General features: G+C 69.6%; 18 protein-coding genes. 1 reads left to right on the plus strand and 17 read right to left on the minus strand.

Annotated features, from left to right (window positions below):
- Window positions 1–204: 204 nt before the first annotated feature.
- The 4 genes from ACH3VR_RS14300 to ACH3VR_RS14315 form a co-directional block, all read right to left on the minus strand.
- Complete coding sequence (locus ACH3VR_RS14300) at window positions 205–2730, minus strand: ATP-dependent Clp protease ATP-binding subunit (RefSeq protein WP_397556997.1); 2526 nt, start codon at window positions 2728–2730, stop codon at window positions 205–207.
- A gap of 189 nt (window positions 2731–2919) precedes the next feature.
- A complete protein-coding gene (locus ACH3VR_RS14305) occupies window positions 2920–3648 on the minus strand; it encodes a hypothetical protein (RefSeq protein WP_397556998.1) in 729 nt (242 codons plus the stop codon).
- Window positions 3649–3773: 125 nt separating this feature from the next.
- On the minus strand, window positions 3774–5231 hold the full coding sequence (gene cls, locus ACH3VR_RS14310) for a cardiolipin synthase (protein ID WP_397557246.1): 1458 nt from the start codon (window positions 5229–5231) through the stop codon (window positions 3774–3776).
- Window positions 5232–5333: 102 nt separating this feature from the next.
- Window positions 5334–5534 (minus strand): hypothetical protein, encoded by a 201-nt coding sequence (locus ACH3VR_RS14315; RefSeq protein WP_397556999.1) that lies wholly within the window; start codon window positions 5532–5534, stop codon window positions 5334–5336.
- Window positions 5535–5665: 131 nt separating this feature from the next.
- Here ACH3VR_RS14315 and ACH3VR_RS14320 point away from each other — a divergent pair, with 131 nt between their 5' ends.
- Window positions 5666–6790: a DUF4192 family protein gene (locus ACH3VR_RS14320; RefSeq protein WP_397557000.1), complete on the plus strand. Its 1125-nt coding sequence runs from the start codon at window positions 5666–5668 to the stop codon at window positions 6788–6790.
- 57 nt (window positions 6791–6847) lie between these two features.
- On the opposite strand, the gene lysS is transcribed toward ACH3VR_RS14320, so the two are convergent.
- The 13 genes from lysS to ACH3VR_RS14385 form a co-directional block, all read right to left on the minus strand.
- Window positions 6848–8404, minus strand: a complete 1557-nt coding sequence (gene lysS, locus ACH3VR_RS14325) for a lysine--tRNA ligase (protein WP_397557001.1) — start codon at window positions 8402–8404, stop codon at window positions 6848–6850.
- Between the two features lie 93 nt (window positions 8405–8497).
- Entirely contained in the window at window positions 8498–9280 is a 783-nt protein-coding gene (locus tag ACH3VR_RS14330) for an MBL fold metallo-hydrolase (RefSeq protein WP_397557002.1), read from the minus strand.
- Window positions 9281–9317: 37 nt separating this feature from the next.
- Entirely contained in the window at window positions 9318–10031 is a 714-nt protein-coding gene (locus ACH3VR_RS14335; RefSeq protein WP_397557247.1) for a DUF2520 domain-containing protein, read from the minus strand.
- On the minus strand, window positions 10028–11569 hold the full coding sequence (locus ACH3VR_RS14340; protein ID WP_397557003.1) for a PH domain-containing protein: 1542 nt from the start codon (window positions 11567–11569) through the stop codon (window positions 10028–10030). Before ACH3VR_RS14340 ends, ACH3VR_RS14335 begins: the two co-directional genes overlap by 4 nt.
- A 167-nt stretch (window positions 11570–11736) precedes the next feature.
- Window positions 11737–12273 (minus strand): PH domain-containing protein, encoded by a 537-nt coding sequence (locus tag ACH3VR_RS14345; protein WP_397557248.1) that lies wholly within the window; start codon window positions 12271–12273, stop codon window positions 11737–11739.
- A gap of 100 nt (window positions 12274–12373) precedes the next feature.
- On the minus strand, window positions 12374–12871 hold the full coding sequence (locus ACH3VR_RS14350; protein WP_397557004.1) for a DUF3180 domain-containing protein: 498 nt from the start codon (window positions 12869–12871) through the stop codon (window positions 12374–12376).
- Window positions 12868–13401, minus strand: coding sequence for a 2-amino-4-hydroxy-6-hydroxymethyldihydropteridine diphosphokinase (folK, locus tag ACH3VR_RS14355; protein WP_397557005.1), 534 nt, complete (start codon window positions 13399–13401; stop codon window positions 12868–12870). Before folK ends, ACH3VR_RS14350 begins: the two co-directional genes overlap by 4 nt.
- Window positions 13398–13772 carry a dihydroneopterin aldolase gene (gene folB, locus ACH3VR_RS14360; protein ID WP_397557006.1) on the minus strand — a complete coding sequence of 125 codons (375 nt, stop codon included), beginning with the start codon at window positions 13770–13772 and terminating at the stop codon, window positions 13398–13400. Before folB ends, folK begins: the two co-directional genes overlap by 4 nt.
- Window positions 13760–14566 (minus strand): dihydropteroate synthase, encoded by an 807-nt coding sequence (folP, locus tag ACH3VR_RS14365; protein ID WP_397557007.1) that lies wholly within the window; start codon window positions 14564–14566, stop codon window positions 13760–13762. Before folP ends, folB begins: the two co-directional genes overlap by 13 nt.
- Window positions 14567–14592: 26 nt before the next feature.
- Window positions 14593–15183 (minus strand): GTP cyclohydrolase I, encoded by a 591-nt coding sequence (gene folE, locus ACH3VR_RS14370; RefSeq protein ID WP_397557008.1) that lies wholly within the window; start codon window positions 15181–15183, stop codon window positions 14593–14595.
- Window positions 15184–15192: 9 nt separating this feature from the next.
- Window positions 15193–17196, minus strand: a complete 2004-nt coding sequence (ftsH, locus tag ACH3VR_RS14375; protein WP_397557009.1) for an ATP-dependent zinc metalloprotease FtsH — start codon at window positions 17194–17196, stop codon at window positions 15193–15195.
- Window positions 17197–17327: 131 nt separating this feature from the next.
- A complete protein-coding gene (hpt, locus tag ACH3VR_RS14380; protein WP_397557010.1) occupies window positions 17328–17879 on the minus strand; it encodes a hypoxanthine phosphoribosyltransferase in 552 nt (183 codons plus the stop codon).
- 31 nt (window positions 17880–17910) lie between these two features.
- Window positions 17911–18669: a ParA family protein gene (locus ACH3VR_RS14385; protein WP_397557011.1), complete on the minus strand. Its 759-nt coding sequence runs from the start codon at window positions 18667–18669 to the stop codon at window positions 17911–17913.
- Window positions 18670–18675 lie beyond the last annotated feature (6 nt).

The following is an 18675-nucleotide window of genomic DNA, read 5'->3' on the forward strand; positions in this document are numbered from 1 at the left end:
CTGCTCGCATTCTCCAGCCGCTACGTCACCGACTACAGCCTCCTCTTCTCAGCCCTCTCGATCGTCACCATCCCGATGATCATCATCTACATCACCTTCAACAAACAGATCACCGAAGGCCTCACCGCCGGCAGCATCAAATAACACCACAAACAACGAAGAGCGGATGCCCACAGCATCCGCTCTCCATCGTTTCCAGCCAGGTCAGTCCGACGTGATCGCGAGATCCGGCGTGGCCGAGATCTCCGGCGTCGAGACGACGCCGACCGCGACCTTCTCGCCGCGCGGTCCGTTCTCGAAGACGAACTCGCCGTCCTTCGCGTCGACCGTGATGTGGTCGCCCGGCTCGAGCTGCCCGTGCAGGATGCGCTCGCTGAGCCGATCCTCGACCTCGTGCTGCATCGCGCGGCGCAGGGGCCGAGCGCCGAGGGCCGGGTCGAACCCGATCTCGATGAGACGCTCCTTGGCGGCCAGGGTCAGCTCGATCGTCATGTCGCGGTCGAGCAGACGCTCGCCGAGGCGCTTCGTGAAGAGGTCGACGATCTGGATGAGCTCGGGCTTGGACAGCTGCGGGAAGACGATGATGTCGTCGACGCGGTTGAGGAACTCGGGCTTGAAGTGCCGCTTGAGCTCTTCCTGCACCTTGCCCTTCATGCGGCTGTACGACGTCTCGTTGTCACCCTCGACCTGGAACCCGACCGGGCCGCCCGCGATGTCGCGCGCGCCCAGGTTGGTCGTCATGATGATGACGGTGTTCTTGAAGTCGACGACGCGCCCCTGGCCGTCGGTCAGACGACCCTCCTCGAGGATCTGCAGGAGCGAGTTGAAGATGTCGGGGTGCGCCTTCTCGATCTCGTCGAAGAGCACGACGGAGAACGGCTTGCGTCGCACCTTCTCGGTCAGCTGGCCGCCTTCTTCGAATCCGACGAATCCGGGAGGGGCGCCGAACAGACGCGAGACCGTGTGCTTCTCGCCGAACTCCGACATGTCGAGCGAGATCAGCGCAGCCTCGTCGTCGAACAGGAACTCGGCGAGCGCCTTGGCGAGCTCGGTCTTTCCGACGCCCGTGGGGCCGGCGAAGATGAACGAGCCGTTCGGACGCTTCGGGTCCTTGAGGCCGGCGCGCTGACGACGGATCGTCTTCGAAAGGGCGGCGATCGCCTCCTCCTGGCCGATGACGCGCTGGTGCAACGCCTTCTCCATGAAGACGAGACGGCTCGACTCCTCCTCGGTCAGCTTGAAGACCGGGATGCCGGTGGCCTGAGCGAGCACTTCGGCGATCAGACCCTCGTCGACCACCGCGTGGGAGGCGACGTCACCCGACCGCCACTGCTTCTCGAGGCGCAGACGCTCCGCGAGGAGCGACTTCTCCTCGTCGCGCAGGGCCGCGGCCTTCTCGAAGTCCTGGTCCTCGCTCGCGCGCTCCTTGTCCTGACGGACCTTCGCGATGCGCTCGTCGAACTCGCGCAGCTCGGGCGGCGACGACAGGATCGACAGACGCAGGCGGGCGCCGGCCTCGTCGATCAGGTCGATGGCCTTGTCGGGGAGGAAGCGGTCGGAGATGTAGCGGTCGGCGAGGTTCGCCGCCGCGACGATCGCGCCGTCCGTGATCTGCACCTTGTGGTGCGCCTCGTAGCGGTCGCGCAGACCCTTGAGGATGTTGATCGCGTGCGGCAGCGAGGGCTCGGCGACCTGGATGGGCTGGAAGCGGCGTTCGAGCGCGGCATCCTTCTCGAAGTGCTTGCGGTACTCGTCGAGAGTCGTCGCACCGATCGTCTGCAGCTCGCCACGGGCGAGCAGCGGCTTGAGGATCGACGCCGCGTCGATCGCACCCTCGGCCGCACCGGCACCGACGAGCGTGTGGATCTCGTCGATGAAGACGATGATGTCGCCGCGCGTGCGGATCTCCTTGGTGACCTTCTTGAGGCGCTCCTCGAAGTCACCGCGGTAGCGGGAGCCGGCGATGAGCGAGCCGAGGTCGAGCGAGTAGAGCTGCTTGTCCTTGAGCGTCTCGGGCACGTCGCCCTTGACGATCGCCTGGGCGAGGCCCTCGACGACCGCGGTCTTGCCGACACCGGGCTCGCCGATGAGGACGGGGTTGTTCTTGGAGCGGCGCGACAGGATCTGCATGACGCGCTCGATCTCCTTCTCGCGCCCGATCACGGGGTCGAGCTTGTTCTCGCGCGCAGCCTGCGTGAGGTTGCGGCCGAACTGGTCGAGCACCTGCGAACCGCCCTGGGCGGCCTGCGGGTTGTCGTGCGCGGCGCCCGAGACGGCGGCCGGCTCCTTGCCCTGGTAGCCCGAGAGGAGCTGGATGACCTGCTGGCGCACCTTGTTGAGGTCGGCTCCGAGCTTGACCAGCACCTGGGCCGCGACGCCCTCGCCCTCGCGGATGAGGCCGAGCAGGATGTGCTCGGTGCCGATGTAGTTGTGGCCCAGCTGCAGCGCTTCGCGCAGCGACAGCTCGAGCACCTTCTTGGCGCGCGGCGTGAACGGGATGTGGCCCGTCGGCTGCTGCTGGCCCTGGCCGATGATGTCCTGCACCTGCTCGCGCACGGCGTCGAGCGAGATGCCGAGCGACTCGAGCGCCTTGGCGGCGACGCCCTCGCCCTCGTGGATGAGACCGAGCAGGATGTGCTCGGTGCCGATGTAGTTGTGGTTCAGCATCTTCGCCTCTTCTTGGGCGAGGACGACCACACGACGGGCACGGTCGGTGAATCTCTCGAACATCGTTCTTCCTCCGGGGCAGGGACGGGTCGTTCGACCCCTCAGCGCCTTACCAAAGAGGGTAACGAGCGACCGGATCCCGCATGCCGCTGTTCGCCCTGGGCATAGCGCCCCGTCTTGAGTCGTAACCGCCCCGAGAAACAGATTCGGGATGCCTCGAGGCGAGGCATCCCGAATCGGGGAGAACCGAGGTCAGGCGTTGGTGCCGTAGATCGGGATCTTGACGTTGTCGAACGCGTCCCCCGTGAGGATCGCCGAGACGCCGGTCGTCTCCTCGAGGTCGTTGACGGCGGCGACGGCGGCGCGCGGCGCCATGTCCATCGTGCAGACCTGGTTGGCGGCCGGGGTCTCGTAGGTCACGGTGACCTCGGCGGGGCCGGTGGCGGCGACGTCCTGGATGACCGGCGGGCACGAGGACGAGCCCCACGTGAGGATGACGAACTGCCCCTGCACGGTGGCCCAGCCGGCGCTCGGGTTGTAGTCGGTCTCACCGGTGCCCGTGAGGCCCGAGACTCCGGGAAGCTCCACCTGGCCGAGGTACTGGTCGCCCGACACCTCGATCGGGAGGTTCTTCGAGGCGTCGACACCCTTGGGCACGCTCACGAGGGTCACGCGCGGCACGAGGTCGCTCGTGCAGGGCGTGCTGGCGGCGGGGGCCGCGAGGGTCACGTTCAGCGTCCCGTCGGTGTACGTCGCCTCTTCGGCGACCGGCACGCATGTCGAGCTGCCGAGCGTGACGAGTCCGATCATGTTGCCGTTGTCGAGCCAGGCGGCACCCAGATCGGGGTCGGGCGTGGCGGTCTCCTCGGTCGCCGGCTCGGGCGACGAGGCGGATGTGCCCGAGGTCGTCGACGCGCAGCCCGCGAGAAGGAGACCGGCGAGAGCGAGCGCGCCGAGACCGGCGAGAGCGGAACGTGCCATGTGGATGCCTTTCGACGAGGGATGCGCCGCGCCGCGACGCTGCCGTGCGCGCCCGGCACCCCCATCATTGCGCAGGCATCCTGAATCGTCGCGGAAAGATCGGTAACGCGCCGGTCACGATGGCGTCACTGCAGCGCGGAGGTGAGACGCGCCAGGTTGTCGAGCACCGTCGACCGGAGCGGCTGCTTCTCCCATTCCTCGAGCGTGAGCTCGCGGCTGAGATCGCGGTAGTGCTGCTCGACGTCGCGCATCTCGCGGATGAACTCCTCGCCGCGCACGAGCATCGAGATCTCCATGTTGAGACCGAACGAGCGCATGTCCATGTTGCTCGACCCGATGATCGCGATCTCGTCGTCGATCGTCATCGACTTGGAGTGCAGGATGAACGGCTTGCGGTACATCCAGATCTTGACGCCCGCGCGCAGCAGCACCTCGTAGTAGCTGCGCTGCGCGTGGTAGACGACAGCCTGGTCGCCCTCCTCCGACACGAACAGCTCGACCTGCAGGCCGCGGTGGCACGCCGTCGTGATGGCGTTGAGCAGCGCCTCGTCCGGCACGAAGTACGGGCTCACGACGATCACCTTGCGCTGCGCGTAGTACATGAGGCCGAGGAACAGGCGCAGGTTGTTCTCGAACTCGAACCCCGGGCCGGACGGCACGATCTGGCAGTCGAGGTCGCCCGGACCCGTCTTGACGGCGAAGAGGTCGATCTCGTCGGTCAGCACCTCGTCGGTCTCGCTGTACCAGTCGGACAGGAAGACGGCATTGACGGATGCCACGACCGGCCCCTCGACGCGCACCATGAGATCGACCCAGTGCAGGCCGCGCTTGATGTTCTTGCGCAGGTTGTACGTGGAATCCGTGACGTTCTGCGAACCCATGAAGGCGACGGTGCCGTCGACGACCGTCAGCTTGCGGTGGTTGCGCAGGTCGGGTCGCTGGTACTTCCCCTTGTAGGGCTGCACGGGCAGCATGAGATGCCACTGCGCGCCCATCGCGTCGAGGCGCTTGAGGGTCTTCCGATAGAACGGCTTGCCGCGGTTGGCCCAGTGGTCGAGCAGGACGCGCACCGGGATGCCGCGGGCCGCGACCTCCTCGAGCGCACGGAAGAAGTTGTCGGTCGACGCATCCGATTGCAGGATGTAGAACTCGACGTGCACATACCGCTCGGCCTTGCGGATGGCATCGGCCATCGCGTCGAGGCTCTCCTGGTAGTCGGATATGAGATGCGCGCCGTTGTCGCCCGCGAGCGGCATGGCCCCGAGGTTGCGGTTGAGCGTGACCATCGACGTGAACCACTCGGGCGCGTTCGGCCGATGCGTGCCGAAGTCGAGGTGCTCGCTCGTGTCGTGGATGTAGTCGTTGATGCGCTCCTGCTTGCGCCGGCGCTTGCGCGGAAGGCGCGGATTGCCGATCAGCAGGAAGAGCAGCACGCCGATGAACGGGATGAAGTAGATCGCCAGCAGCCAGGCGGTCGCCGATGTCGGGCGGCGGTTGCGCGGCACGAAGATGATCGCGAGGATGCGCACGGTGAGGTCGAACAGGAAGACCAGGATGAGCCACCAGGACGCGTCGAACGTGATCGTCAGCACTGCGTCCGAGCCTCCTCACCCCGTCGGTCGCCCGCGGTGAGGCCAGCGTAGTGCCCGGTCACGACGGAGACGGGCCGCCGCGGGCTGAGAGCGTCAGTGCGCGGTCTCGTGGGATGCCGCGGACTCGGCCGGCGGCAGACCGCGCTTCGCGCGCTGCTCGGCCTCGATGCGCGCGTACGTGCGGCGCTCGGTGCGATCGGCCCGGAGGATGCTGCGGAGGACCCAGAAGAAGATGATCGTGACGACGACCGTCGGCAGAAGGGTCCAGAACACCGCCGTCCAGTACTCGTCCACGCTTCAAGGATACGTATCCTCCACAGTTTTCTCGAACTGCCCGGTCCTCCACAGGTGCCCTCCCGGCGCGACTTTCCGCTCCGATCGCGATTCGCTCGTTTCGGCACCCCGTCGGCGGCCACGCTCGCGTGATGACGACGATCGTGAAAGCCGCCACTGCGGCGCAGTTCCTGTCCCTTGTCCCCCGCATGCTCGGCTACCGACCGACGCGAAGTCTCGTGATGATCCCGTTCTCGGGGTCGCGCAGCCTGGGTGCGATGCGCCTCGACCTCCCGGCCGACGAGGACGAGGCCGACTCGGTCGCGGCGACCTTCCTCGGCATGGTGTGCCGTCTCCCGGGCGCCGATGCCGTGGCATCCATCGCCTACACCGACGCCTCCTTGGCAGAGGGGATGCCGCACGAGACGCTGGCGGCCGCGCTGTCGCGTCGCGCCGACACGTGCGGCATCCGCCTGACCGATTCCCTGTGCGTCGGTGCCAACGGCTGGGGGTCGTACCTCGATCCGGACCTTCCCGCGGGCGGCCATCCGCTCTCAGAGCTCGGCGACGAGCCGCCCGGTGCCGAGCACCTGGCGATCGCCGACGGCGATCAGGCGGCGGGCGCCGAGCTGCCGGCATCCGATCTCGTCGAGAAGGAGACGGTCGCGCGGGCGCTCCAGAACCTCGCCGAAGCGGTCGGGCTGCTGTGCGGAACGGATGCCGGAGCCGGCGCGACTTCGCCGGATCACCGCGTCGACCCGCTCGCGCTCACCGCCGTGTGCGATCTCGACGATCTGCCCGGGCTCTTCGAGGAGGCGCTCACATGGGACTGCGACGGCCTCGACGCCTACGACATCGCGGTGCTCGTGTGGTGCCTGTCCCGCCCCGCCCTGCGCGACATCGCCCTCGTCGAGTGGTGCGGCGGGCTCGACGCGGGCGACGAGGCCTTCGACGCCCAGCTGCGCTGGGAGGCGGGCGAGGAGTACCCGGCGCATCTCGCGATGCACATGTGGGGCGAGGGCGAGCGCCCCGATCCCGAGCGACTGGAGACCGCGCTCCGCCTGGCGCGGCAAGCAGCGGCGGCGGCGCCGACAGCGTCGCGGCCCGGCCCGCTCGCGACCTGCGCGTGGCTCTCGTGGGCGCTGGGACGGTCGACCCATGCCGAGAAGTACGCGACGCAGGCGTGCGAGATCGAGCCGGAGCACGGCCTCGCCGAGATCGTGCGCTCGTTCGTGCACGCCGGCCATCTGCCCGACTGGGCGTTCCGGCCGCGGTGAATGACCGTGACCGGGCCAGGTGAAGAGCGGCGCGGCCGCCGCGGCGGGCCGAGCCGGCTACTTGACGAGCGGGAAGAGGATCGTCTCGCGGATGCCGAGACCGGTCAGCGCCATGAGCAGGCGGTCGATGCCCATGCCCATGCCGCCCATCGGAGGCATGCCGTGCTCCATCGCGCGGAGGAACTCCTCGTCGATGCGCATGGCCTCGAGGTCGCCGCGCGCGGCGAGCTTCGCCTGCTCGACGAAGCGCTCGCGCTGGATGACCGGGTCGATGAGCTCGGAGTACCCCGTCGCCAGCTCGAAGCCGCGCACGTAGAGGTCCCACTTCTCGACGACGCCCGGGATCGAGCGGTGCTCGCGCACGAGCGGGCTCGTGTCGACGGGGAAGTCCATGACGAACGTCGGCCGCGTGAGGCCGCCCTTGACGAAGTGCTCCCACAGCTCCTCGACGAGCTTGCCGTGCGTCGCGTGCGGCGGCGCATCGACGCCTTCGTCGGCGGCGAAGGCGAGGAGCTCTTCGAGCGACGTCCCGGGCGTGACGGTGCGCCCCGAGGCCTCCGACAGCGAGTCGTACATCGAGAGGCGCTCCCACTCGCCGCCGAGGTCGTAGACCGTACCGTCGGCCCAGGTGACCGTGGTCGAACCCGACACCGCGACGGCGGCATCCTGGATCAGCGACTGCGTGAGGTCGGCGATGCCGTTGTAGTCGGTGTAGGCCTGGTAGGCCTCGAGCATCGCGAACTCGGGGCTGTGCGTCGAGTCGGCGCCCTCGTTGCGGAAGTTGCGGTTGATCTCGAAGACCCGCTCGAGCCCGCCGACGACGGCGCGCTTGAGGAAGAGCTCCGGCGCGATGCGCAGGTAGAGATCGGTGTCGAAGGCGTTCGACTTCGTGATGAACGGGCGAGCGGATGCTCCGCCGTGCTGCACCTGCAGCATGGGTGTCTCGACCTCGATGAAACCGCGGTCGGCGAAGGTCTGCCGCAGGCTCGCGTTGGTCTTCGCCCGCGCCACGACGGTCTCACGCGCGCGGTCGCGCACGATGAGGTCGAGGAAGCGGCTGCGGACGCGGCTCTCCTCGCTGAGCTCGGAGTACATGTTGGGCAGCGGGAGGATCGCCTTCGATGCGATCTTCCACTCCGACACCATGATCGACAGCTCGCCGCGGCGGCTCGAGATGACCTCGCCGCTCACGAAGACATGGTCGCCGAGGTCGACGAGCTCCTTCCAGCGCTGCAGCGACCCGTCGCCGACGGCGGCGAGCGACACCATCGCCTGGATACGGCTTCCGTCACCCGACTGCAGGGTCGCGAAGCAGAGCTTGCCGGTGTTGCGGCTGAACACGACCCGGCCCGCGACGGCGGCGGTCTCGCCGGTCTCGGCACCCGCTTCAAGATCGCCGAAACGCTCGCGCAGCGCAGGGATCGTGTCGGTGAGAGGCACCTCGACGGGGTAGGCGCCGCCCGCGGCATCCTCTCGCTCCGCGATCAGCCGATCACGCTTCGCGAGGCGGACGGCCTTCTGCTCGAACGCTTCGGCAAGCTCAGCGCGACGGACGTCTTCATCCTCGCTCGTGGCGTCGTCTGCGGGCGCGGCGGGCGCGGTCGTGTCGGTCATCGCTGGAGGCTCCTCGGAAGTCCGACCCAGTCTATCGGCGGGCGGCTGGGCACCCCCGGAGAGGGCGTGGTCGCGCCCGGGCCCCGGCCCGCCTCAGGGGAGTTCGACCGCCTCGCCGAGCGGAAGCCACCGGACGGTGCGAGCGACGGCAACGGGGGCACCTTCCAGCACGTCCCGCGTGGCGTCCTCCTGCTGGGAGAAGTGGCTCCAGCCCTCGACGTGTATCGGCACGACCGTGCCCGGGCGGGCGAGCGCGATGAGCTCGAGCGCCTCGCGCGCGTCCATCGTGTAGCGGAGGGCGCCCGAGATGCCGAAGCGCACGGCGCCCATGTGCACGAGCGCGACGTCGGGCGCGAGGTTCTTCGCGTAGCGTCGCAGCGGACGCGAGATCACCGTGTCGCCCGTCATCCACAGGCCCGGATGCCTCGCACCCTCGAGAGTCAGGGCGAAGCCGACGACGGGCCCTACGATCGGGCGTGTCACGACCGCGCCGTGCCGGCCCGGGGTCGCGGTGATCGTCAGGTCGGGCCTGCCGGATGCCGTGAACGTCACCGACTCGCCCGCCCGGAGCCCTCGGACGTCGCGATGGGCGATCGCCTTCGCCCCGGCGACGGTCGTGAGAACGGTGCCGACCGACGCCAGCCCCGCCCTGCCGGCATCGTCGAGGTTGTCGGCATGCTGATGGTGGCTGACGAGCGCGACGTCCACGGGGCTCAGCTCGTCGAGCGTCACGGCGGGGCCGGTGAGCTTCCGGGAGCTCGTGCCGAAGCCGAACGAGTACGTGCGCCCCGGCGGATCGAAGGTCGGATCGGTCAGGATCCGCCAGCCTTCCCACTCGACGAACGCCGTCGGTCCCCCGATTCGTGTGACCCGCATTCCGACCTCCATGCCTGCTGCCGCCGCCCCGCGTCGGTCAGTCGTCGAGAGGCTCGGACGGCGTCCCCGCGCCCGCCGAGCCCGCCTGTGCGAGCGCGTGATCGACCGTCGAGTGCACGAGCGCCGACAGGTACGACCCGGGATGCGCGACGCCCGCACCGCGGAGCAGGTCAGCCGCCTGCGCCACGATCGAGCGCGAGAACTCCGTGGCGATCGCGATCCCCTCCGCGTATGCGGGGCGGTCGTCCTCGGCGACGACGACGGGCTCGCAGCCCAGCTCGACCGCGAGCGCCTGCGCGATCGGCAGCACCGCCGCGGGAGCCGTCACGGCCGCGTACGCGTTCGTGAGCTGGCGCAGGTCCATCGAGGTTCCGGTGAACGCGATGGCGGGGTGCACGGCGAGCGGGATGGCGCCGCGCGCGACCGCGGGCGCGAGCACGCCGGTGCCGTACGCGGGGTCGGTGTGCAGCACGAGCTGTCCGGGCTGCCACGCCGAGAGCTCCGCGAGTCCTGCGATCAGGCCGGCCAGCTCGTCGTGCGGCACAGCGATGATCACGAGCTCGCTGCGGCGGACGACCTCGAGGGCGTCGAGCACCGGCAGCCCGGGCAGCACGGCTTCCACGCGCTCCTCGTCGGAGCCGGGGGTGATCCCCGTGAGGGAGTGTCCGGCGCCGGCGAGCGCAGCGCCGAGCACGGGTCCGACGCGGCCCGCGCCGATGATCCCGACGCCCAGGCGGCCCGCGCGCATCAGGCGTTCACCTCGGCCCAGCGGTGCGAGCGGTCGACGGATGCTGCACGCACGGCACCCGTTGAGACCTCCGCGAACAGCTGCAGCGCGGCATCCCGATCGATCGCCGCGAGACCCGACGACACGGGGCCGGCGACGGTGTGCGCCCGCGCCGACGCGACGCGGGCGAGCCTGTCGATCGGGCCTTGATGCAGGGCGATGCTCTGCAGGCGAGCGAGCGGCAGCACGACGAGCCGGCGCCAGATGAGCCCGCGGCGCAGCAGCAGCACGTCAGGCGTCAGGCGGAAGCCGTTGCGGCGCCACGACAGAGGACGGAGGAACCACGCTCGCCGGGGTGTGTCGGTGAACGAGTCGCCGGGCACCGGACCGGTCACGCCCTCCCGCACGATGAGGGGCCACTCCGCCTCGGGCACGCCCGACAGCACGAGATGGAGCACCCGCTCGACATCGGCGAGGGTGCCGACCGGGAGCACGGTCGTGAACTGGTCGTTGTTGCCGTCGCTCAGGCTGCGGCCTGTGAGGCGGTTGATGCGGATCGTCCACCATCCGAAGGGACGCCACAGGATCGATTGCGAGATCTCGACGGCGTGGACGCGCCCCGGGGGCACGATCTCGGTGATGGTCGTGAGCAGGCCGAAGGTGATCCGCACGCCGTCGGGAGTCGGTGCGATCGAGTACCGCAGCGACCGCACGATCGAGCGCACCCAGTACGCCACGAAGCCGATGACCGCGGGCACCATGCCGAAGAGCAGCCAGGGCGTGGCCTGGATCGAGCCGTACACGATCGCGCCGATGGCGAACATCAAGCCGACCGTCGCAGGGCTGATCACGTGGGACACCGCGAGCCGCAGGAGCGGGATGTTGACGACCGACGACGGCACCTCGACGGGCGCCTCGTCGCCTTCGATCATGCCCGTGATGCCGCGCGACACCGCCTGGCTGAGAGCGCCGATGCGCGAGCGCGCACCGCCCGGCGCGCCCGCCTGCGCCGCCGCGAGGCGCCGCCCTGAGGCGAGGCGCAGGATGTCGGCGCGCACGGCCTCGGCGTTCGCCGTCGAGAGGTATTCGAGTTTGACGTTGGCGTCGGTGCCCGCGCCCACGACTTCGAGCTTGGCCATCCCGAGCAGCCGCGCGACCATCGGACGGGTCAGGTTGACGCCCTGCACGCGGTCGAGCGGAGCTCGACGCTGCGTGCGGAAGAGCACGCCGCTGCGCACCTCGACGTCGTCCTCCGTGATGCGCAGGGAGTGGAATCGCCAGGACAGGTAGAAGACGGCCAGCAGCGCGACCAGGACGGCGAGCACGATGGCGCCCGCCACGAGGTAGAGGTTGTTGGCGACGATGAAGTCGATGGGGTCGCCGGCGCCCTCCCACTCCTCGATCTCCTTCACGGGGAGGTCGGGCGCGAGCCACGGCAGGAAGAGATACGTCAGCCGGTCGCGGAGGTTGGCGACCACGAAGCCGATCACGACCACGAGGAACAGCCCGCCGCGCAGGAGCGGGGTCAGGGGATGCAGCCGATGCCACTCTCCGTCGCTCATCGGCGACCGCACGAGCTCCTGCGGCGGGGCACCGACCGGGCGCGGGTCGAGGGGCTGGTCTGGCGTCCGCGGGTCGAGGGGCGGCGCGGCAGCCGAAGGGTCGAGCGGCGGCGCTGCAGCCGAAGGGTCGATCGGCCGCCCTGCAGCCGAAGGGTCGATCGGCTCGCTCACAGCCCGGTCCGGCGGCTCTCGGCGACCGCCACGAGGTGGTCGCGCAGCGTCTCGGCCGTCGTCTGAGCGAGGCCGGGGATCGTGACTCCGCTCGTCGCGGCGGCCGTGACGAACTTGAGCTGCGCGATGCCGAACCCGCGGTCGAGGGGGCCGTGCGTGATGTCGACGAGCTGCATCCGGCCGTATGGCACGGCGACCATGCGCTGCCAGAGGATGCCGCGGCGGAAGACGAGGTCGTCATCGCGCAGTTGATACCCGATCGCGCGCACCTGCCGGGGCAGGATCGCCATCGTCCACACCAGGATCACGGTCATGATGCCGCCCGGGATGAGCGGCCAGAGCTGACCGAGCACGAGCCACAGCACGAGCACCGCGACGACGACGAGTGCGAGCACGATGCCCGACGAGATGAGCTGGACCCACAGGTACTGGCGCGAGATCTGGTGCCACACGCCGCGCTCGAGCTCGAGACGGTTCGGCGATCGGGGCGCGAGGATGCGGGAGTAGGCGCCCTTGTCGAGGGATGCCGGCACCGCGTGTGCAACGGGCGCCTCAACAGGCGACGACACATCGACCCCGGCCGTGGCATCCGGCCCCTGGGCCACGTCCACGGGCGTGGCATCCGGCCCCATGTCAGTGGGAGTGATGGGCGTCGAATCCGGGACCGGAGTCGCCGGGATGTTCGTCATCGTCGTCCTTCCGGATGGTGCACAGGTGTTCGGCGATCAGCCCCGCGGCAACGAGCACGAGACCGCTGACGATGGTCGCGATCACCTCTCCCCACGAGCCTACCGACGGCGTGACGGGGCGCGTCAGGAGGAACAGCGCGAGACCGCCCGCGAAGCCCGCGAACACCGCTCCGACGATGCTCGACGCCTTTGCGAGCATCGCGATGCGGACGGCCCGGAACGGGTTCACCGGTGCCGCGCCCTTCGCGTCGCGCGTCGCGCGACGGATCGGCACGGCGAGGAGCACCACGACGCCCCCCAGCAGCAGGAGCAGGATCGGCAGCGTGACGGTCGGGGTGAAGGTGGCGCGGCCTGCTGCAGTCAGCAGCTGATCGACGACGAATCCGATCGCGAGGCCGATCGCGGCGGTCAGGAGGAGGACGCCTGCTCCGGTGCGCTTCACGCGTTTCCTCGCAGCCGGGCGAGGAGGGCGTCGACGCGACCGACGCCGGGGAGCTCGGCGTCCGGGTCGAGAGTCAGCCACGGAGCGAGGACGAAGTCGCGATCCTTCGCGCGCGGATGCGGGAGCACGAGGTCGGGGCCGTCGCTTCGGGCATCGCCGTACGCGATGAGGTCGAGATCGAGCGTGCGGTCGCCCCAGTGCTCCTCGCGCACGCGGCCGTGGTTCGCCTCGATCGCCTGCAGGTAGGTGAGCAGCACGGTCGGGGCCAGGCGCGTCGTGACGAGTGCGACGGTGTTGAGGTACGCCGGGGCCGAGGCATCCGGCCCCTCGGGCTTGACCGCGATCGACTCGATCGCGGGTGCGGCCACGACGCCCGCTGTCAGGGGCAGCCGCTGGAGGTCGGCGACCGCCGTACGCAGCGTCGCGACCCGATCGCCGAGGTTCGCCCCGAGGGCCACGACGGCACGGACGGGCGCCCGCCCCGGGCCGGGCTCGGCGCCGTGGAAGCCCTGCGCGAGACGCCGGTTCATCGGTCGGCCTTCATGCGGCTGACGGTCACGGCGACGTCGGCGAAGGGGACGGCGATGGGCGCAGACGGCTTGTGCACCGTCACCCGCGTGAACTGCACGAGGTCGCGCGCGAGCACGGCCTCGGCGATGCGGCTCGCGAGCGTCTCGATGAGGTCGACGGGGTCTCCCGAGACGATCGCCGCGACCTCTTCGGCGAGCTCGCCGTAGTGCACGGTGTCGACGACGTCGTCGGTCTCGGCGGCGCGGGCCGTCGACAGATACAGGTGCACGTCGACCACGAACTCCTGCCCGTCGCGCTTCTCGTCGGGGTACACGCCGTGGTACCCGAAGGCGCGGATTCCCGTGATCGTGATCTCGTCTATGGAGTCCATCGCACACCAGCCTCCCAGGAGTCGGCGACGGTGAGCGCATCGACGGTCGCGGCGACGTCGTGCACGCGCACGCCCCAGACGCCGCACTGCTCCGCGAGCACGCTGGTGACAGCCGTCGCGAGGTCGCGACGTGTCGCGGTGACCTCGCCTCCGAGAGGCTCGAGCGTCTCGGCGAGGAATCGTTTGCGGCTCGTGCCCACCAGCACACGAGGGCCGAGCCCCACGATGCGGGCGAGGCCGTGCAGGACCGCCCAATTCTGAGCGCCCTTCTTGCCGAATCCGATGCCCGGATCGACGATGACGCGGGACTCCGGGATGCCTGCGGCCTCGGCCGCATCGACGCGCCTGGCCAGCTCGGTCACGACCTCGGTCACGATGTCGGCGTAGTCGGCGCGTGCGTACATGTCGGCGGAGTGGCCGCGCCAATGCTGCAGCACGATGTCGGCGCCGGTGTCGGCGACCGCGGCGAGCATCGCAGGGTCGGACAGGCCGCCCGACACGTCGTTGACGATCGTCGCGCCGGCCTCCACCGCCGCCACGGCCGTCGAGGCGTTCATCGTGTCGATGCTCACGATCGCACCGGCTTCGGCGAGCGCCCTCACGACGGGGCGCACCCGCGAGCGCTCGATGGCGGGATCGACGCGCTCCGCACCCGGACGCGTCGACTCCCCGCCCACGTCGAGGATCGCGGCGCCCTGCCCGAACAGCTCGAGTCCGTGCGCGATGCCGGCGTCGGCGGCGAGGTAGAGCCCGCCGTCGCTGAACGAGTCGGGGGTGACATTGACGATCCCCATGACGAGACAGCTCATCGCGCCCGCGCTCACTCCCGCCCGGCGCCGATGAGGGCGATGAGCTCGGCGCGTGCGGCGGGCTCGGCCAGCTCGCCGCGCGCGGCGATCGTGACGGTGGATGCCTCGCGCTGGCGTTCGCCGCGCATCGTGACGCAGCCGTGGGTCGCCTCCAGCACGACGAGCACGCCACGCGTCTCCAGCCCTTCGGCGATCGTGTCGGCGATCTGCTCGCCGAGGCGCTCCTGCACCTGCGGGCGCGCCGCCAGCACGTCGACGACCTTGGGCAGTGCGCCGAGTCCGACGACCTTGTCGCCGGGGAGGTAGGCGATGTGGGCCTTGCCGCGGAACAGCAGGAGGTGGTGTTCGCACACCGACCGGAAGTGGATGTCGCGGAGCATCACGGCGCCGGACGGCGACGTCTCCGGGGCCGGCCCGTGCGAGATCGAGATCGTGTGCTGCAGGGGGGCGGAGGCATCCTCCCCGACCCCCGCGAAGAACTCGGCGTAGGAGTCGGCGACCCGCTGCGGGGTCGCCTTGAGCCCCGGGCGATCGGGGTCCTCCCCGATCGCCTCGAGGATCTCGTAGACGAGCGCAGCGACGCGGTCTCGATCGACGGCCATAGGCCGAGCCTAGGCGGTCGCGGGGCGTGCCTGTCCGGTCGGACGGCGACGCGGCGCCTTCTCGGCGTTCGTCTGCGCCTCGACCGTGGCCGCCACGCCCGCGGGCTCGTGGCGGCGCGGGATCTCGACGGGGGGCTGTGTCGAGACCGGCCGATCGTCGCTGGAGAGCCACTGCGGACGCGGCGGGAGCTTCTTGACGTCCTGGAAGATCTCGGCGAGCTCGAGGTGGTCGAGCGTCTCCTTCTCCAGGAGCGCGAGCGCGAGCTTGTCGAGCACTTCGCGGTTGAGGTTGATGACCTGGTAGGCCTCGTTGTGGGCCTGCTCGATCAGCTGGCGAACCTGCTGGTCGACGCGCTCGGCGATGCGCTCGGAGAAGTCGCGGCCGTGGCCCATGTCGCGGCCGAGGAACATCTCACCGGACGCCTGACCGAGCTTGACGGGTCCGACGTCGGTGGTCATGCCGTACTCGGTGACCATCTTGCGCGCGATGCCGGTGGCCTTCTCGATGTCGTTCGAGGCGCCCGTCGTCGGGTCGTGGAAGACGATCTCCTCGGCGACGCGGCCGCCCATCGCGTAGGCCAGCTGGTCCTGCAGCTCGTTGCGGGTGACGGAGTACTTGTCGTCGACGGGGAGCACCATCGTGTACCCGAGAGCGCGACCGCGCGGGAGGATCGTGACCTTCGTGACGGGGTCGGTGTGGTTCATCGCCGCCGCGGCGAGGGCGTGGCCGCCCTCGTGGTAGGCCGTGATGAGCTTCTCCTTGTCCTTCATGACGCGCGTGCGACGCTGCGGGCCCGCGATGACGCGGTCGATCGCCTCATCGAGCGCACGGTTGTCGATGAGCTGCGCGTTGGAGCGCGCGGTCAGCAGCGCTGCCTCGTTGAGGACGTTCGCGAGGTCGGCACCCGTGAAGCCGGGCGTCTTGCGCGCGACGACCTCCAGGTCGACGCCGTCGGCGAGGGGCTTGCCGCGGCCGTGCACCTCGAGGATCTTCTGGCGGCCCTTAAGATCGGGCGCGTCGACGCCGATCTGGCGGTCGAAGCGGCCCGGACGCAGCAGGGCCGGGTCGAGGATGTCGGGGCGGTTGGTCGCCGCGATGACGATGACGTTCGCCTTGGGGTCGAACCCGTCCATCTCGACGAGCATCTGGTTGAGCGTCTGCTCGCGCTCGTCATGCCCGCCGCCGAGGCCCGCGCCGCGGTGACGGCCGACGGCGTCGATCTCGTCGATGAAGATGATCGCCGGAGCGGATTCCTTCGCCTGGTTGAACAGGTCGCGCACGCGGCTCGCGCCGACGCCGACGAACATCTCGACGAAGTCGGAGCCCGAGATCGAGTAGAACGGCACGCCCGCCTCGCCTGCGACGGCGCGCGCGAGCAGGGTCTTGCCCGTTCCGGGGGGGCCGTACAGCAGGACGCCCTTCGGGATGCGGGCACCCACCGCCTGGAATTTCGACGGGTCCTTGAGGAAGTCCTTGATCTCCTGCAGCTCTTCGACGGACTCGTCGGAACCCGCGACATCCTGGAACGTGACGGTGGGCGTCTCTTTCGTCACGAGCTTCGCCCGCGACTTGCCGAACTGCATGACCTTGCTGCCGCCGCCCTGAGCGCTGGACAGCAGGAACCAGAAGAGGAGGCCGAGCAGCAGGATCGGGAGGAAGAGCGAGATGAAGCCGTCGAACCACGTGGCACGCGGCACGGCGTCGTTGAAGCCGTCCTTCGGGTCGGCGGAGTTGACGGCGTCGACGACCTCGTCGGCGCGCGCCGTGACGTAGTAGAACTGCACGTCGGTCGCACCCTCGTACGGCGTCGACAGCGTCATGTCGACGCGCTGGTCGCCGTCGGTGTTGGTGACCTCGGTGACGGTGCCGCCCTTGAGAAGCTCGAGGCCCTCCTGCGTCGAGATCTGCTTCGCACCGCCGAGGCTCGAGATGAGCGAGAACCCGACGATGAGGAGGAACCCGATCATCAGCACATAGAAGAGCGGGTTGCGGGTGATCTTCTTGAGGTCCATGGTGCGGGCGGAGCCCGTTCCCTTCGTCGGCGAGCCGAGGCCGCGCAATCGATGGTTGCGGCGACGGTTGATTCAGGGTATCGCGCGGGGACTATGCGCTATCTGTGCATTCGCCCACGGCGTACTCGCGCTCAGGCGTAGACGTGGGGGGCGAGCACCGCGACATCCCGCAGATTGCGGTACTTCTCCGCGTAGTCCAGGCCGTACCCGATCACGAACTCGTTCGGGATCTCGAAGCCGACGTAGCGAGACTCGACGTGCACCTTCGCGGCATCCGGCTTGCGCAGCAGTGCGAAGACCTCGACCGATGCCGCCCCGCGCGACGCGAAGTTCTCCAGGAGCCAGCTGAGGGTCAGGCCCGAATCGATGATGTCCTCCACGATGAGCACGTGCTTGTCGTGGATGTCGGTGTCGAGGTCCTTGCGGATCTGCACGACACCGCTCGAGCGCGTGCCGGCACCGTACGACGAGACGGCCATCCAGTCCATCGGCACCGCGAACGGCAGCGCGCGCGAGAAGTCGGCCATGACCATGACCGCGCCCTTGAGCACGCCGACGAGCACGAGGTCTTTCCCGTCGTAGTCCGACGCGACCCGCGCTGCGATCTCCTCGAGCTTGGCCCGGATCTGCTCCTCGGTGACGAGGACCTCTGTGATGTCGCTCTGGATGTCGGCCGCGCGCATGGTTCCGAGTCTAGGGTCCGAAGATGCCTCGTCAGCGCTTCCCGCGTGGGCGCAGCTTGAGCGTCGATGCGGTCAGCTCCCAGAGGCGCGCGAAGGCGTCGGATGCCTCCGCCTGAGGCGCGAAGGTCGCCACCGGCGCGCGCTCAGCGCCCATCCGCTCGACGACGACCGTGTACGGAACGACGACGTCGGTCATCTCCTTCTCGACGCGCGGCAGTTCGGCGATCGCCGTGCGATGGGCGAGCTTGCGGCGGTCCGCCATCGAGATGAAGCCGAGCACCGTGGGCCGGATCCGCTCGGCGTGCACGATGTCGCGCACCTGCGCGAGCGAGCGCGCCGAGAGCGGCGACGGCTGGAGCGGCAGGACCACGACATCGGCGGCGCGGATGATGTTCTGAGCGAGCAGCGACGCTCCCGGCGGGCAGTCGAGCACCACGACGTCATACTTCTTGGCCATGTCGCCGAGCACCATCGCAAGCCGCTGCGTCGAGTGCCGCGCATGGTCGAGGGCGAGCTCCACCTCGCGATAGCTCTCGTCGGCGGGCAGCACGTCGAGGTGCTCGAAGGCGGTCTCGCGGACCGCCTGCCCCACCTTCGTCCGCCCCCGGACAAGCGCCTCCGCGCCGCCCTTGAGCTTGGGCTTGACGTCGAGCAGGTATGTCGAGGCCGCCTGCGGATCGAGGTCCCACAACAGCACCCGGGCATGCTTGGCGGCCTCCCACGCGAGGTTCACTGCTGTCGTCGTCTTGCCCACTCCGCCCTTGACGCTGTACACCGCGACGACCTTCACGCGCGC

The sequence above is a fragment of the Microbacterium alkaliflavum genome, assembly GCF_044325405.1.
Taxonomy (GTDB): domain Bacteria; phylum Actinomycetota; class Actinomycetes; order Actinomycetales; family Microbacteriaceae; genus Microbacterium; species Microbacterium alkaliflavum.

Excerpts from the sequence above, each read along its gene's own strand:
- ACH3VR_RS14340 (WP_397557003.1), bottom strand. The coding sequence starts at position 11,569 with ATGAGCGACGGAGAGTGGCATCGGCTGCATCCCCTGACCCCGCTCCTG.
- ACH3VR_RS14305 (WP_397556998.1), bottom strand. The coding sequence starts at position 3,648 with ATGGCACGTTCCGCTCTCGCCGGTCTCGGCGCGCTCGCTCTCGCCGGT.
- folE (WP_397557008.1), bottom strand. The coding sequence starts at position 15,183 with ATGGCCGTCGATCGAGACCGCGTCGCTGCGCTCGTCTACGAGATCCTC.
- folP (WP_397557007.1), bottom strand. The coding sequence starts at position 14,566 with ATGGGGATCGTCAATGTCACCCCCGACTCGTTCAGCGACGGCGGGCTC.
- ftsH (WP_397557009.1), bottom strand. The coding sequence starts at position 17,196 with ATGGACCTCAAGAAGATCACCCGCAACCCGCTCTTCTATGTGCTGATG.
- ACH3VR_RS14320 (WP_397557000.1), top strand. The coding sequence starts at position 5,666 with ATGACGACGATCGTGAAAGCCGCCACTGCGGCGCAGTTCCTGTCCCTT.
- folB (WP_397557006.1), bottom strand. The coding sequence starts at position 13,772 with ATGGACTCCATAGACGAGATCACGATCACGGGAATCCGCGCCTTCGGG.
- lysS (WP_397557001.1), bottom strand. The coding sequence starts at position 8,404 with ATGACCGACACGACCGCGCCCGCCGCGCCCGCAGACGACGCCACGAGC.
- ACH3VR_RS14330 (WP_397557002.1), bottom strand. The coding sequence starts at position 9,280 with ATGCGGGTCACACGAATCGGGGGACCGACGGCGTTCGTCGAGTGGGAA.
- folK (WP_397557005.1), bottom strand. The coding sequence starts at position 13,401 with ATGAACCGGCGTCTCGCGCAGGGCTTCCACGGCGCCGAGCCCGGCCCG.
- hpt (WP_397557010.1), bottom strand. The coding sequence starts at position 17,879 with ATGCGCGCGGCCGACATCCAGAGCGACATCACAGAGGTCCTCGTCACC.
- ACH3VR_RS14300 (WP_397556997.1), bottom strand. The coding sequence starts at position 2,730 with ATGTTCGAGAGATTCACCGACCGTGCCCGTCGTGTGGTCGTCCTCGCC.